Source organism: Arthrobacter sp. 7Tela_A1, assembly GCF_049311065.1.
In the GTDB taxonomy this organism is placed as follows: Bacteria; Actinomycetota; Actinomycetes; order Actinomycetales; family Micrococcaceae; genus Arthrobacter_B.
In genome coordinates this window covers 25,499-40,194 of the sequence record NZ_JAXIOO010000023.1, presented here as the reverse complement: position 1 = coordinate 40,194, position 14,696 = coordinate 25,499, and the positions used below count along the sequence as shown (strand labels likewise).

The window sequence follows — 14,696 nt, the reverse complement described above, 5'->3', positions numbered from 1 at the left end:
CGGCCCCCGCGGCCCGCCTAGGCAACGCCGTCGAAGGCCGGTCCCGTAAGGACCTGCGCCCATTTCGCCGGACCGGAGTTCACTCCTTCCACACAGAACCACAGCGTGCAGCTGCGCTCCTCGTCGGAGAGCACCATGAGGTCCCCGCCGCGGCCGTCCTTGGGCAGCTGGACGACACCTTCCCGCCCGGAGGGGAGGGCAGTGGGTGCCACCGATACCGGGGGCGGATACGTGCCCCGAAAGAACCCGGGGATTAGTTGGATTTGTGCAGCGTCATCGGACTGGAAGGTTCCGCCGCGGTCTCCTGAGGACGTACCTTCCACCCCTGCCCCGGCAAGCCCCCGGCCGTGAACGCCAACCGGTCCGTGGCCCACCACGCCGAATCCCAGGGTCTGGTTGCTGGACGGGATGGGGACGCCGCCGGCGAGCCCGATGACGCCGGAAGCGTTCCGTACCCGGGGATCCGTCGATTCGCTGCCCCTGCCAAGCACGCCGGCGCCTGCTGAACGGGGGCCGCTCGCAACATTCGGTCCGGGAATCGTCCCGGTTTCATCCTGCTGCGGAACCATGGTCAGGGTGAGTTCTGCCCCCTGGCCATAGACGCCGACGCCGCCGGTGTCGGAGAGCGGGTGGGCAGGCAAGAGATCCTTATTCGGACCTGTTCCTCCGCCAAGGCCAATGACGCCTGCCGCGTGGGGAAGCCGCAGCCGGTTGTCGAACTCTGACTGCCGGCCGCCCTGTCCCACCAGGCCGGCGCCGGGCGGGGTGGTGTAATCCGCGAAGAAGTCGGCCTGCGGGCCGCCCAAACCGTGCACCCCGATTCCGCCCGCACCGCCGTTGCCGGGTTCCGGCGTCCCGCCGCCCAGGCCGAACACTCCGGTTCCCTGGTTGCGGCCTCCCCGGCCCACCACTCCAGTTCCTCCGGGCGTTCCGCCGAAGTTACTGGCGCTGCCGCCGCTCCAGCCCTTGCCGACGATCCCGTCGAAAGAGTTGGACGGAATGAACGAGTCGCCGTCCTCATAGTCGTCCGGGTCATCGGCGTCCTTGGCCACCTCGGCGATGAAGATTGCCGGCCCGTTGAAATTGGGTTGCCCGGGCGGCACCTGAGCCCAGAGGATTGTTCGCCCCTCTGCGCGGTTTGTCCGCCCCGTTTCCACTCCTTCGCCGCTTCCGCTTGCGCCTGACATGGGTCGCTCCTTGTAATGTTGTCCCGCGCCATCCCCATGCCCTGCTTCAAGAAGACGCGCCGTGCCGTTTTAGTGTCAAGGACATTCGGAAGGGAGCGTGGGCAGCTGACCTCCGATCATTTCGGACTGTAACCGGAGGCGGGAAACTCGTACGTACCGTCACAATGGAAGGAGCCGGCGCCGGGGAAACCTCCGCCCCGGGGCAAACTTCCAGCACCAACCCCACGGCAGGACCACATGACTTATCACCGGATCAACGGCGTCGACCTGTATTCCGAGGTGGCCGGCGAGGGCCGGCCGATCCTGTTCCTGCACGGCGGGTTCTGCTCGCTGGAGGCGCTGCAGGAACAAGCCGACGCCCTGGCCGCTGAACGGAAGGTGTACGCGTTCGAGCGTCCCGGCCACGGACGGTCGGCGGACATCGACGGCGGCTACAGCTACGAGCGCGGGCTCTCGGACACCCTGGCCTACCTCGATGCCGAAGGCCTGGAATCGGTTGACGTGCTCGGCTTCAGCGACGGTGCTGTCCTCGGGGTGATGCTGGCCCTGCACCACCCTGGTCGGGTCCGCTCCCTGATCGCCATCAGCGGGAACCTTGACCCCTCGGCGTTTCAGAACGACGCCGGTGCGCTGCCGGTGCTCGGCCCGCCCGTCCACGCGGCACCCAAGGACACCAACAAGCCGGACCGGGAACGGCTGGCCTACGAGCGGCTGTCGCCGGACGGCCCGGACCACGCGGACGCCGTCATGGCAAAACTCTTCCGGCTCTGGACCACCGAACCGCACATCAATCCGGCAGACCTGAGCCAGATCACGGCGCCGACGCTGATCATGTCGGGGGACCGGGACAGCATCCGCCCAGACCACAGCCTGCTCATGGCCGCCTCTATCCCGGGAGCGCAGCTGTGCATCGTCCCCGGCGCCGGCCACGGCCTGATCGCCGAGCGCCCGGCGCTGGTCAGCGCCGTCGTCCGCGGGTTTCTGGACCAGCTTCCATAAGGCTAACCACCGCTACCCCCGCGACCGCCGCAGCAGCCAGACAAAATACGGCGCACCAATCAGGGCAATCATCAGGCCGGCCGGGATCTGCGCCGGCGCAATCAGCGTGCGGCCCAGCGTGTCCGCCACGGAGACGAGCAGCGCACCGAGCAGCATGGACAGCAGAATCAACCGCGAATGCCGTGCACCGGCAATAAACCGCGCCAGATGCGGAGCCACCAGGCCCACAAATCCGACGGCGCCAATCGCCACCACGCTCAGCGATGCCAGTACCGCGGCAGCACCGAGCAGCAGCAGGCGGGACCGCTCCAGCCGGACGCCCAGGATGCGGGGAGTGTCGTCGTCGACCGCCAGCAGATCCAGCTGGCGCCGTAGCCCGAACACCAGCGGCACCGCTAGGGCCAGGCCAACCGCCACCGGCACGACGTCGGGCACCGTCCGGCCGTAGGTGGTGCCGGAAAGCCACGTGAGGATGCGCGGCGTGTTCCACGGGTCGGCCCGCAGCAGCAGGAACGTGGTCAGTGAACTCAGCCCGTAGCCGCAGCCAATGCCGACCAGCACAAACCGGTCCGGAAGCAGGCCGCCGCGCCAGGCCAGCAGGGCGATCAGCGCGAACGTGGCCAGGCCCATCAGCACCGCCATGGTGATCAGTACCGGGCGTCCGCCACCAATATTCGAAGTCACCACGGTGACCGCGCCGAGTCCGGCGCCGGCAGTGATGCCGAGGATTCCGGGTTCGGCCAGCGGGTTGCGGACGGTTCCCTGCACCACGCAGCCGGCCAGGCCCAGGGCCGCACCGGCCAGCACCGCGGCGGCAACCCGGGGGAACCGGTCATCCAGTGCCCGGCCAATCAGGTCCGGTGCCGAACCGTTCAGCCACAGGGCCAGGTCCCCGGTGCGCAGCCACAGGCTCCCGGCCAGCAGGCCCAGCAGCACGGCGCCCGCCAGCAGTGCGGCGGAAACGGCGACGGCGGCCAGGAACCGGCGCCGGGTCCGGACACTGAGCCGGCCCTGCGGCGGCATCGAGATGGGGCCGGAATCCCGCATCCGCATCGCCAGGACCACAATCAGGACGGCACCGAGCAGTGCCGTGGGAACACCGGTGGGAATGGAACTGGCGCCTTCTGCGCCGAGGAGTCCGCGCAGACCGGCGTCGGCCAGCAGGATCAGCAGCGCTCCGAGCAGGCCGGAGACGGGCAGCAGGAAAAGGTGCCGGCCGAGCACCGGTGCGCGGCCGGCCAAGAGGCGGGCCAGCACCGGGGCGCCGAGTCCCACGAACGCAATCGGCCCGGCGAGAGTCACGGAAATGCTGGTCAGCAGCACCGCGCAGAGTACGGCCAGGACGCGGGTCGAGGCGACGGGAACGCCCAGGGATGAGGCGGTATCGTCGCCGAGTTTGAGGACATCGAGCCGGCGGCAGAGCAGCAGCGCCACGCACAGCATCGCAATGATCACCGGCGCTGCCCGGACGGAGGCGTCCAGGTTCAGCTGGGCGAGCGATCCGCTGCCCCACGCGAACAGGCCGGTGGTGTTTTCCTTGAAGAGGATGAGCAGCATGGCGGTGCCGGCGTCGAGCGCCATGGCGATCGCGGAACCGGCCAGGATCAGGCGCGTGGTGCCGGAGCCGACGGAGCGGCCGGCCAGGCCCAGCACGACGGCGGCGGCCAGCACCCCGCCGGCGAATGCGACGGTGCCGGAGGCCCAGAGCGGCACGGACAGGCCGAAGGCCGCAACTGCGGTCAGCGCAAAGTAGGAACCCGCAGTGACGGCGAGCGTGTCCGGGGAAGCCAGCGCGTTCCGGGTCACCGACTGCAGCAGCGCGCCGGCCACGCCGAGGGCAAAACCGACGGCAACTCCGGCGAACAGGCGCGGCAGCCGCGACCCCACCAGCACATCGGCAATGGGAACGCCGCCCACGGTTTCCTCGGCTCCGCCCAAGAGCCGCCACAGGTCCGCAAGCCCCGCGCCGGAAGTTCCCTGGGTCAGGTGCCAGGCACCGGTGAAGACGACGGCCAGCAGCAGCACCGCCAGGACGGCCAGGCCGCCGGCAGTGTGCTGGAGGAAGTTATGCAGGGGCAGCCGCAGGCCCGGGCGGGCCGGCGGCTGCGTTACGTCCCGCGTGTGGAGCGGTGCGCTCACTCCGCCAGCATGGCGTCAACGTAGGCGTCGATGGCCTGCTGGTTGGACAGCGGGCCGCCTGCCCCCCATACGCCTGCGGGGAAGGCGAAGGCGCGGCCTTCCTTCACTGCGGGCAGTGAGGTCCAGATGGGGTTCTTCTCGAGTTCGGAGACGTAGCCGCCCACTTCCTCGTCATTGGAGTAGAAGAGGTTTGCGCTGCCAACAGCGGTGAGCCCTTCAATGTCCGTCTGGCCCAGGCCGTAGGCCGGATCCACGCCGCCGTTGCCGTACTTCGAGTCAATGTCGTCGGTCCACGCGGAGGTCAGGCCCAGCTCTTCGCCGAGGGCGGTGAAGAGTGCACCCTGGCCGTAGGGGCGGATGGTGACGTTTCCGCCCTCCACCCAGCCGTCGAAGAAGAGGAAGTCAGTGGTGGCCAGATCAGCATCCGCGACCTTTTCCTTGGCATCGGCCAGGTGCTTGTCGAAGGATTCCAGGACCTGCTCGGCCCGTTCAGTCCGTCCGGTGGCTTCAGCGATCATCGAGAAGACGCTCTTCATGTTCCCGATCGGGTCCGCGCCGTTCGCGCCGAGGGTTGCCAGCACCGGCACGCCGCGCTCTTCGAGCTGGGCGATGATCTCGTCGTCAGCGCTGAACGCCTCCACGATGATCAGGTCCGGATCGGCCGCGTACAGGGTGTCCAGGTCCGGCTCGCCGCGGGTGCCAATGTCTGCGACGCCTTCTTCGGGGAGGGTTTCGGCACTGACGTAGGTGCCGTAGCCTTCGGCGTCGGAGACGGCCACGGGGGTGACGCACAGGGTGAGGGCGTCCTCGATCTGCTGCCATTCCAGCACGGCGATGCGCTCGGCCGGCTTGTCCAGCTCTACCGTGCGCCCGACGCCGTCGGTCAGCGAGACCGGGCCGGTTGACGTGGCGGTGGTGTCTGAGGCGCATGCCTCGGATGTGGCGGCCGTGGCAGCGTTGGCCGGTTCCTCGACGTCGGTGGTGCCGCAGGCGGACAGGGTGAGCGCGGCTGCGGCAAGCATGGAAGCTGCTGCGGCGAGCGGGCGGACTCGGTTCATTCTTGGGGTGCCTCTCGGGTGGGTGTTCAGGGTGAAACGGGAGCTGTGGTCCGGTGCCGGGCGGTGTGCCGGCCGAGCGGGTCGATGCGGATGCGCCGGGTGTCCGGCTCCACGGTGACCTGGACCCGGAGGCCGTAGACCTCCGAGATGTTCTGTTCAGTCAGCACCTGGTGCGGTTCGCCGGCGGCGTGAATCCGTCCGGCGGACATCAGCAGCAGCGAATCGGCTACGCGGGCGGCGTGATCGAGGTCGTGCAGCACAATGCCGACTGCGACTCCGCTGTCCGCGAGGTCCCGCACCAGGTCCAGGATCTCGATCTGGTATCTCAGGTCCAGGTGGTTGGTGGGTTCGTCCAGGAGCACGACGCCGGTGTCCTGGGCCAGGCAGGCAGCAAGCCAGACGCGCTGGACTTCCCCTCCGGAGAGTTCGCTGACGGATCGGGCCGCCATGCCGTCGACGCCGGTGGAGACCATTGCACGGTTGATCACCGCGTGGTCCCGGGCGTCGAGTCCGGCGAAGCGGTGCCGGTAGGGATGCCGGCCGAACGCCACGACCTCCCGGACGCTCAGTCCCTGCGGGGCGGGACGTGACTGGGAAAAGAGCGTCACTTCGCGGGCGAATTCGCGGGAGGTGAGCGCGCCGGCGGCACGTTCGCCTCCGGTGCCGCGGAGCATGATTTCGCCCGAGTCGGGACGATGCAGCCGTGCCATGGAGCGCAGGAGTGTTGATTTGCCGCTGCCGTTGGGGCCCACCAGGGCCGTGACCTGGCCGGGCTGGAAGGTTAGGGAAACCCCGTCCACCACGGTGTCCTTGCCGTAGCGCAGGAGCATCTGCTCTCCGGTGAGCGATGTCGACGGCGTGACCTCCGGCTGCGCTGCCGGTTCCCGGGTACCGGTCCGCTCAGGGCGCGGGGTGTTGCTCCGGGACATGGCAAACCTCAGGGCTGAAGGAAAGAAGGACGGGCGTTGCAGGCGGGCGCGGCCGGGCCGCTGGAACCACTGCGGTGTTGGTTAGGCATGCCTTGCCTAAGCAACAATAGAAGCTGGGCCGGGCGGACGCAATCTGCGTCTGCCGGGACGTCACACAGCGTCCACAATGAGGCCCTGACCTGCCCGTACGGACCAAATCAACAGAGCGAGAACACACCATGAGCACCACCCCGGCACCGGCCGACCGCCCCGAAGCTACTCCCGTCCCAAACCCGGACCGCACAGTCTCCGTCTGGGAGGACGGCGTGCAGATGGACTTCACCTTCACCGACTGCATGCGCTACCACGGCCCGGGCTTCCCCGGAGGTGTGGCCCATGCGTTCGCTGCGCTGGGCCGGGCGCTGCCGGAACTGGCAGCCCGCACCGGCGGCCGGGTCGAACGCCGGCAGATCCGTGTACGCACTGCCTTCCCCGGACCCGGCGGCCGGGATGCCTTCGAGCTGGTCACCCGGGCCGTGACGGGGGAACGGTTCGAAGTGGTGCCGGAGCTGGCCCGGCCAGAACGCGGGAATACCCTGGCCCGCTACGTTTTCGAGATCAGTGCCGGCGACGCAACGGTCACCTGCGTGCTGCGTGACGTCGGCATAGTTGCCGACGAGTTCATTGAGCTGGGCGCAAAGCCGGACAAGACCGAAGCCGAGCTGGCTCATCTGGAGGTACTGAAGGCCGAGATGCGGGACCGGATCCTCGAACGCGATCCCGCCATGGTCTACGACCTGGAGAGCTAGGGCGCTTCCCCGGCCGGGGATTACTGCACCGGAGGCGGCGGCTGGACCGGAGGCGGCGGCTGCACCGGGGGCGGCGGGGGCTGGCCGCCGTCGTACCGGGGACCGCTCTCCGGACCAGCGCCCGGGCCGTAGCCACCCTGCGTCTGTGCGTTTATCCGGTGCCAGGGGCGGCGGTCGTAGATCGACAGGAGCTGGGCGCCGACCCCGAAGAACACCATGGCTAGCCAGACGATGACGTTCAGCCAGGGAATGTGCAGGGCCACAATGAGGATGGCTCCACCGACGAGCGCCTTAACGACCGGGTGCTGGCGGCCGCGGAAGAGCAGTCTTCCAATGTAATAGGCGCTGAACACGAAGCTTGCGAGTGTCAGCGTAATCCAGAGCAGCAGGATCGCCAGGGCGAGGGGCGCGCCGACGAACGTGAACAGCAGAAGCAGGACTGCAAACGGGACGACGATCGATGCCACGAAGCCTACAAGCAGCGCCTTCCAGGGGCGCGGCACAAGGCGGTCAGTGACGTGGTGCAGCAAGCGGGGGAAGAGCCATCCTGCGACCACGGTGATGAGGCTCAACGCGACCAGCGCGTAGAGCAGGCCAAGCAGCCAGCCAACAAACCGTTCGCCGGGGGACGGCTCGTCGGCGGGTTCCGGAATGATCTGCTCAATAGTTCCGCTGACCGCGCCGTCGGCAATGCTGGCCTCGTTAGCGGAGTTGTAGGTGAGGTTGCCGCCAACCGCCCCGTCGATGGTGAGGTCACCAACCCCAACCTGCACATCACGCCCGACTACACCGGCTATGTCGATGTCACCGGCGGCGCCCACCAGATCGTCTCCGAGGACGCCGCTGTCGGTAATGTTCACCGTTGACGCGAAGATGGTGCCGCTGCGCGAGACCTCTCCGCTGATGGTCACATCCTGACCGGCGAGCCGCACGTTACCGTCAACATTTCCGGTGATGTTGATCGTCTGGCCGGCGGCGATGATGTCGCCCGTGACGTCTCCGGAGATGGTGATCCTCTGGCCGGACACGTACACGTCCCCGGACACGTCATCGCGGACATCGACGTTTACTCCGCTGTAGAACTGCGGGCCGGTGCCGTCGTTCTCCCCAGAGGGTGCTGCCGGCAGCGAATGAGGGGCCGTGGCGGGCGAGGAGGCGAATGCGCCCGTCCCCGCGGCCAGGACCAGGAGCATGGCGGCCAGGACTATGGAGAACGCCCTTCGCGGAGCTGGAGGAAGTCTCATTGCGTTGCCTTTCAGGTACCTGCAAATGAACGCATCTACGACGCTTCTGATCCTGACTACGGCGAGGTCCGTTTCTTTATGTCAGGGTTCACGGCCACGGAGTCCCTGCGCCAATGATCGCCCCGGGGAAAGCAGCTGTAAAGGCACCTCCGCCAGCGCGGGTTTTTGGAGCTGCCCGTCTGCAGGCAGGTCCGTGCATTTGCCCAGGGGAATGAGCGCAGCCGGGGACGCGTTGTCCCAGGCATGAGCAGCACGCCGCCCAGCGCCCTCCATGTTTCCGCCTCCGCCGCCGACGCGCTACACGTTGCCGTGATCGGCGCAGGCAAGGCAGGTACCGCCGTCGCCCGTTCACTGCTCGACGCCGGCTGCCGGGTTTCCATCTCCGCTTCCGGCGATCCCGCCCGGCTGGAGCTGATGATCGACTTCGTGACCCCGGGCGCCGTACCGAAATGGACGCACGACGCCGTCGCGGAAGCGGACCTGGTGGTCCTGACCCTGCCGCTGCACCGCCTGCACAGCATTGATCCTGCTCTGCTGGCCGGCCGCGTGGTGGTGGACACCATGAACTACTGGCCGCCGGTCGACGGCGAAATCCAGGCCTTCGCCGCGGGGGACCGGACGTCCTCCGAGGTGGTGCAGGAGATGTTCCCCGGTGCCGCCGTCGTTAAGACCTTCAGCCACACCGGCTACCACCACCTGGAACCGGACCGCCGACCGGGCGGGCACCCGGAACGGCGGGGCCTGGCCGTAGCCGGGAACCAACCTGCCGCCGTTGCTCTGGTCTCCGCGGTGGTGGACCGCATAGGCTACGACCCTGTCCGGGTGGACTCCCTGGCCGGCACCGGGTTCCTGCAGCCGGGCGGACCCGCGTTCGGTGCCCGGCTGACTGCCGCGCAACTGAGCGAACTTGCCGGTGCCGCGGTTACTGCTGCCTAAGACCACACCGCCTAACCACCACCGAAGGGACGCAGACATGGCGACACTGGGAATCATCGGAAGCGGATACATCGGATCTGCCGTAGCACGGCTTGCGGTTGCGGCGGACATGAACGTGGTCATCGCCAACTCGCGCGGACCCGGGACACTCACGGACCTGGTGGCAGAGCTCGGCCCGCTGGCCCGGGCCGGAACGGTGGAGGAGGCAGCCAACGCGGGCGCCGCCGTCGTGCTCGCCATTCCGCTCAAGGCGGTGAAGGACCTTCCGGAGGGACTCCTGAAAGACAAGATTGTCCTGGACAGCAGCAACTACTACCCCTTCCGTGACGGCAGCATCGACGGACTCCTTGACAACTCCATCACCACCAGCGAGCTGATGCAGCGACTCACCGGTGCACGCACAGTGAAGGTTTTCAACAACATCCTGGCCGCGCAGATCCCCGCCCTGGCTCGCCCCAGCGGCGCTGCGGACCGCTCCGCCCTGCCGATCGCCGGTGACGATGAGCAGGCCAAGGCTGAGGCAGCCCGGATCATCGACCAGCTGGGGTTCGATACCTTCGACGCCGGGAGCCTGGCGGACAGCTGGCGGTTCGAGCCCGAGACCCCTGCCTACGGCCGTCTGTATTTCGAGGACCCAAACGTTCCGGACGAAAAGAAGGCGGATGCCGCGCCAGGTGCCACACCGGTGGAACAGCTTAAGGCAGCGCTCGACGCCGCCACCCGGGTCAACGTGGCACAGCGCCGGTTCTAGGCGCGCATCTGCATCAGAGGACGCGGATCAGGCGAAGGGTGAACAGCCCCACGGAGATCACGACGGCAGCGACGGACACCCACAGGGCCGCCCGCTGCAGGGTCCGGTTTCCGGCATACTGGCGCAGCCTCAGGATCGCCCAGGTGAGCATGGCGATGGAGAGCAGCGGGAACACGTAGAACACCAGGCCTGCGACCGAGCCGGCAAGCAGCCAGATGTCCGCCCAGGAACGGGGCGGAGCTGATGTGGGAGCAGCGGGCGCGGATGTGGCCGCGGCGGCGACCTCCTCCACCGGCCCGAAATCGGCGATGACGCGTTCAGCGGTCAGCTCCGAATTTCCATGCACACTGAGCATTTCAGCTGCATGTTCGCGCATCGCCTGAACCGTTTCCGCGTGTTCGCGCGGGTCAGCACCGATCAGTGCCCGGTCAAGGTCGGCGAAGTACGCCTCCAGCAGTTCCGGCATTCTTTCGGTGGTGCTCATGAAGTCTCCTTAATAGCGGCTGTTACATCCGCGGCGAACAGGTTCCAGGTCTGGGTAAAGACCTTCAGTGCGGCCTCGCCCTCGCCGGTGAGGTGGTAATAACGCCGGGGCGGTCCGACAGGCGACGGCTCCAGTGTGGTGGTGACCCATCCCTGCTGCCGCAGCCGTGAGAGCAGCGGATACAGAGTGCCCCCGCTGGCGAACAGGATCTTTCCCTCCCCGAGGCGCTCGGCAATCTCCAGACCATAGGCGGGTCCGGAGCGCAGACAGGCAAGAACGCAGTAGTCCACGGTGCCTTTGCGGAGCTGCGTCAAAACCGACTCACGAGATGGTGTCATGCACTGCACGCTACCGGTAGGTTGCAGTACATGCAACCCCTTCCTCCGCAGCGAAATTTCGCAGGCCATTCCGCTGGCCTGATGCGAGCGGGACCATGGCAGGGGAAGAACGATCCGCCCATCCGGAGGAGTCGGACCATGATCCTGGACGAAACTTTCACCCTGGCCAACGGACACCCGATCCCCAAGCTGGGCTTCGGTACCTGGTTCATCGAGGACAGCGCCGCCGCCCAGGCCGTGGGGGAAGCCATCAGCATCGGCTACCGCAACATCGACACCGCCCAGGCCTACGGCAACGAACGCGGCGTCGGTGAGGGCGTGCGGTCCAGCGGGGTTCCGCGCGGGGGACTGTTCATCTCCAGCAAGCTGGCTGCGGAAATCAAGGACTACGACGGCGCGGTGTCCGCGATCGACGGATCGCTCGCCGCCATGGGCCTGGAGTACCTGGATCTGATGATGATCCACAGCCCGCAGCCCTGGAACGACTGGCGCGGCGGCTCCTACGCGGAAGGCAACCGGGAAGCCTGGCGGGCCTTGGAGGAAGCGCACGACGCCGGCAAGCTCCGGTCCATCGGTGTCTCCAACTTTGAACAGGCGGACCTGGAGAACATCCTGGACGCCTGCACCGTGGCGCCGTCGGTCAACCAGATCCTGCTCCACGTCGGCAATACCCCGACGGACCTGCTGGATTTCTGTACGGAAAACAACATGCTGGTGGAGGCATATTCACCGATCGCCCACGGGGAGATCCTGCAGAATGCGGAAGTGGCTGCCATGGCTGCGCGGTATTCGGTCTCCGTTGCGCAACTGTGCATCCGATACGCCCTGCAACTGGGTACCGTGCCGCTGCCAAAAACCACGAACCCCGAGCACATGCGCACCAACGCGGACGTTGACTTCGTCATCTCCGACGCGGACATGGACACCCTGCACGGGATGACGGTGACGGACTACGGCAAGTCCGGCAAGTTCCCGGTGTTCAGCGGGAAGTAGCTGCCTTTGGCGCCTAGGAAGCTGCCGCTTCTTCGCCGGGCGCGTCTTCCCAGCGGCGCGAGTACTGGCCGATCGGCTGCAGGGCGCGCAGCAGATCAACGCCGCGGCCGGTGAGGTGGTAGCGGATGCTGACCGGCACGGTGGGTTCCACGATGCGCTCCACGAGTCCGTAGCCCTCAAGTTCACGGAGCCGGAGGGTGAGCATCCGTGCGGACAATCCCTGGACCCGGTTCTGGATCTCCGTAAACCGCTCGGCGCCCGTGCCCAGGGCCAGCAGGATGCCGCCCACCCAGCGCCGCCCAACAATCTCCATGACGCTGCTGAGCCGCATGCATTCCTCATCAGCGATGCGGAACGGCGGGGCTGGTCTATTGTTTGAAGTCACTTACGAAAAGTAAGTCGCTTATCCCATGGTTGTCAACGGTTCGGGGCGAGCAGATGCTGAAGGCATGCCTGATTACCTGCATCCGCTGCGTTTTGGCAGCTTCATCACCCCGCTGGCTTCCGCGCCGCAGGTTCCGGTCGAGCTGGCCCTGCTCAGCGAGGAGCTGGGTCTGGATCTGGTGACCTTCCAAGATCACCCGTACCAGCCGAAGTTCCTGGACACCTGGACCCTGCTCTCCTGGGTAGCTGCCAGGACCTCGCGCATCCATGTCTCGGGGAACGTGCTCAACCTGCCGCTGCGGCAGCCCGCGGTACTGGCCCGCTCCCTGGGAAGCCTTGACCGGCTCAGTGGCGGACGGGTGGAACTCGGCATCGGTGCCGGGGGCTACCTCGACGCTATAGCGGCAATGGGAGCACCGAAGCTGACCGTGGGAAATGCAGTCAGCGGATTGGAAGAGGCGCTGGAGATCATCCGCGGAATCTGGGACTCCGAGAACCAGGAGCCCTTACGCGTGGACGGCCAGTTCCACCGGGTGGACGGTGCCGAGCGGGGGCCGGCACCGGCTCATGACATCCCCATCTGGCTGGGGGCGTACAAACCCAGGATGCAGCGAATCATCGGCCGGAAGGGCGACGGCTGGCTGCCCAGCCTGCCGTGGATGAAACCCGGCGACGTCGACCGCGGCAACCAGGTCATCGACGAATCCGCCCGCAAGGCAGGTCGGGACCCGCGGCAGATTACCCGTTTGCTGAACGTGACACCGCAGTCCTCTGTTGAAGACCTGGCAGAACTGGCCACCGGGCACGGCATGAGTGTGTTCATCCTCGCCTCAGATGACCCGGCGGAGCTGCGGCGATTCGCCGAAGTCACCGCGCCCCGGGTCCGTGACCGGGTCGCGCAGGCGCGAACAGCCCGAGCCCGTGTCGGCAGCGCAGTTCCGGCGTCAATCTCGAATCCGTTGCCGGATTCCACCCCTGCTGAACCGGCACCGGCCCGGACGTTCCACGGTGACCCGATCCCGGAAGCACTGGCTGCCCGGACACTGTTCCCGGGCGATCCGGGGTACGCCCGCTACACCTCCAGCTACTTCCGCGGCGCCAGTCCCGGCGTCGTCGTCCGCCCCGAAAATCCAGCCGAAGTGCAGGAAGCGGTGCGATTCGCCGCCCGCCACCGGGATGTTCCGTTCGGAATCTTCAGTGCCGGGCACGGGCTCTCAGGCAGGTCGCTGAACACCGGCGGAATCGTGCTGGCGCTCGATGCGTTGGACTCCATCACGGTCGGCGACGGCAACCGGATTCGGGTGGGGCCGGGCGCTCGCTGGGGCGAAGTGGCGCAGGCACTGGCCCCCCTGGGCCTGGCGGTCACCTCCGGGGACTACGGCGGAGTCGGCGTCGGAGGCCTGGCCACAACGGCCGGGTTCGGCTGGTTCGCCCGCGAACGCGGCCTGACCATCGACTACCTGCGATCCGTGGACGTTGTCACCGCAGACGGGGCCCTGGTGCACGCCAGCGCGGACGAAAACAGTGACCTGTTCTGGGCTGTGCGCGGTGCGGGCGCGAACTTCGGTGCCGTCGTCTCCTTCGAATTCGAAGCGCACCCGGTAGCCGCCCAGGTGGGTTTCGCGATGCTCGTGTTCACTCCCGATGACGTCGCCGCGTTCCTGCAGGCGTGGGGAACCACCGTTGAGGCAGCAGATCCCATGGTCACCGGATCGCTCATGGTGGGGCTCGCCGGGGCCGGCAGGCCGTCCGCGGTCCAGGCGGTGATCGTGGTGGACTCCAGCGATCCGGACGCCGTACTTGAGCAGCTGCAGCCCTTCGCCGGGCTGGCGCCGCTGGCCGATCAGCTGGTTCAGATGATGCCGTACGCGGCCTTGATGGAGGTGCCGCTGACAGGCGAAGGGCAGTCCGGCAGGGGCGAGCCGCACGGCCATTCCGGCTTGGTCCGCCATCTGGACGCCGATGTTGCGCGCGGCCTGGCGGGAATCATGGCCACTGACCGGCACCTCTTCCTCAGTGTCCGTTCGGCTGGGGGAGCCGTGGGCAGTTATCCGGCCGACTCGACGGCGTTCGGCTGGCGGGATGCGAACTTCCTGATCTCCCTTTTGGGCGGCCGGTCCGACGACGTGCAGCAGCGCTGGCGCGACCTGCTTCCGCTGATGGAAGGCATGTACCTCAGCTTCGAAACGGACACCGGGCCCGACGTCGTCGCCCGCGCCTTCCCGCCCGGCCACCTGCTGCGGCTGCAGGCGCTGAAGGCAACCTGGGATCCGTCCGGGTTGTTCCGCGACAATTTCTTTATCGCCACTGAACAGCAGCCTGCGGGCCCAAGTACCGTGACCGGATCGATCACGGCTGGGTGAGCCGCGAGCGTACACCACGCGTTTTTTGCTTTTTGCCCGTTTGCTCCGCTTTGTGCCGAATACGTACCGGCAAAACCGGGGCATTTGGCACAAAGCGGAGCGG

Annotated in this window: 14 protein-coding genes; 6 read left to right on the top strand and 8 right to left on the bottom strand. The window is 67.4% G+C overall.

Features of this window, described 5'->3' with window-relative positions; translation table 11 throughout:
- Positions 1-17 precede the first annotated feature (17 nt).
- Positions 18-1,187: a hypothetical protein gene (locus TVB01_RS10950; protein ID WP_422455938.1), complete on the bottom strand. Its 1,170-nt coding sequence runs from the start codon at positions 1,185-1,187 to the stop codon at positions 18-20.
- A 237-nt stretch (positions 1,188-1,424) separates the two neighbouring features.
- On the opposite strand from TVB01_RS10950, the gene TVB01_RS10945 reads away from it, so the two are divergent.
- Positions 1,425-2,186, top strand: a complete 762-nt coding sequence (locus TVB01_RS10945; protein ID WP_422455937.1) for an alpha/beta fold hydrolase — start codon at positions 1,425-1,427, stop codon at positions 2,184-2,186.
- A gap of 12 nt (positions 2,187-2,198) precedes the next feature.
- Here TVB01_RS10945 and TVB01_RS10940 read toward each other — a convergent pair whose 3' ends face one another.
- The 3 genes from TVB01_RS10940 to TVB01_RS10930 are packed head-to-tail and all read right to left on the bottom strand — an operon-like array spanning position 2,199 to position 6,312.
- Entirely contained in the window at positions 2,199-4,271 is a 2,073-nt protein-coding gene (locus TVB01_RS10940) for an iron ABC transporter permease (RefSeq protein ID WP_422455958.1), read from the bottom strand.
- A gap of 50 nt (positions 4,272-4,321) precedes the next feature.
- The gene (locus tag TVB01_RS10935; RefSeq protein ID WP_422455936.1) at positions 4,322-5,383 is read right to left on the bottom strand and encodes an iron-siderophore ABC transporter substrate-binding protein; all 1,062 of its coding nucleotides are present in this window, start codon (positions 5,381-5,383) and stop codon (positions 4,322-4,324) included.
- Between the two features lie 26 nt (positions 5,384-5,409).
- Positions 5,410-6,312 (bottom strand): ABC transporter ATP-binding protein, encoded by a 903-nt coding sequence (locus TVB01_RS10930; RefSeq protein WP_422455935.1) that lies wholly within the window; start codon positions 6,310-6,312, stop codon positions 5,410-5,412.
- Positions 6,313-6,530: 218 nt separating this feature from the next.
- Here TVB01_RS10930 and TVB01_RS10925 point away from each other — a divergent pair, with 218 nt between their 5' ends.
- A complete protein-coding gene (locus TVB01_RS10925; RefSeq protein WP_422455934.1) occupies positions 6,531-7,100 on the top strand; it encodes a hypothetical protein in 570 nt (189 codons plus the stop codon).
- A 20-nt stretch (positions 7,101-7,120) separates the two neighbouring features.
- On the opposite strand, the gene TVB01_RS10920 is transcribed toward TVB01_RS10925, so the two are convergent.
- Entirely contained in the window at positions 7,121-8,344 is a 1,224-nt protein-coding gene (locus TVB01_RS10920; RefSeq protein WP_422455933.1) for a hypothetical protein, read from the bottom strand.
- A gap of 243 nt (positions 8,345-8,587) precedes the next feature.
- Between TVB01_RS10920 and TVB01_RS10915 the strand changes: the two genes are divergently transcribed.
- Entirely contained in the window at positions 8,588-9,280 is a 693-nt protein-coding gene (locus tag TVB01_RS10915) for an NADPH-dependent F420 reductase (RefSeq protein ID WP_422455932.1), read from the top strand.
- A complete protein-coding gene (locus TVB01_RS10910) occupies positions 9,258-10,031 on the top strand; it encodes an NADPH-dependent F420 reductase (protein WP_422455930.1) in 774 nt (257 codons plus the stop codon). The genes TVB01_RS10915 and TVB01_RS10910 overlap by 23 nt, the downstream gene beginning before the upstream one ends.
- A 13-nt stretch (positions 10,032-10,044) precedes the next feature.
- On the opposite strand, the gene TVB01_RS10905 is transcribed toward TVB01_RS10910, so the two are convergent.
- On the bottom strand, positions 10,045-10,515 hold the full coding sequence (locus TVB01_RS10905; protein ID WP_422455929.1) for an HAAS signaling domain-containing protein: 471 nt from the start codon (positions 10,513-10,515) through the stop codon (positions 10,045-10,047).
- Positions 10,512-10,853, bottom strand: coding sequence for a PadR family transcriptional regulator (locus TVB01_RS10900; protein ID WP_422455928.1), 342 nt, complete (start codon positions 10,851-10,853; stop codon positions 10,512-10,514). The genes TVB01_RS10905 and TVB01_RS10900 overlap by 4 nt, the downstream gene beginning before the upstream one ends.
- A gap of 138 nt (positions 10,854-10,991) precedes the next feature.
- Here TVB01_RS10900 and TVB01_RS10895 point away from each other — a divergent pair, with 138 nt between their 5' ends.
- Entirely contained in the window at positions 10,992-11,846 is an 855-nt protein-coding gene (locus TVB01_RS10895; RefSeq protein WP_422455926.1) for an aldo/keto reductase, read from the top strand.
- A 13-nt stretch (positions 11,847-11,859) separates the two neighbouring features.
- Here the strand turns inward: TVB01_RS10895 and TVB01_RS10890 are convergent, their stop codons facing one another.
- Complete coding sequence (locus TVB01_RS10890; RefSeq protein WP_422455925.1) at positions 11,860-12,231, bottom strand: winged helix-turn-helix transcriptional regulator; 372 nt, start codon at positions 12,229-12,231, stop codon at positions 11,860-11,862.
- Positions 12,232-12,295: 64 nt separating this feature from the next.
- On the opposite strand from TVB01_RS10890, the gene TVB01_RS10885 reads away from it, so the two are divergent.
- A complete protein-coding gene (locus TVB01_RS10885) occupies positions 12,296-14,593 on the top strand; it encodes an LLM class flavin-dependent oxidoreductase (protein WP_422455924.1) in 2,298 nt (765 codons plus the stop codon).
- The last annotated feature ends 103 nt before the right edge of the window (positions 14,594-14,696 follow it).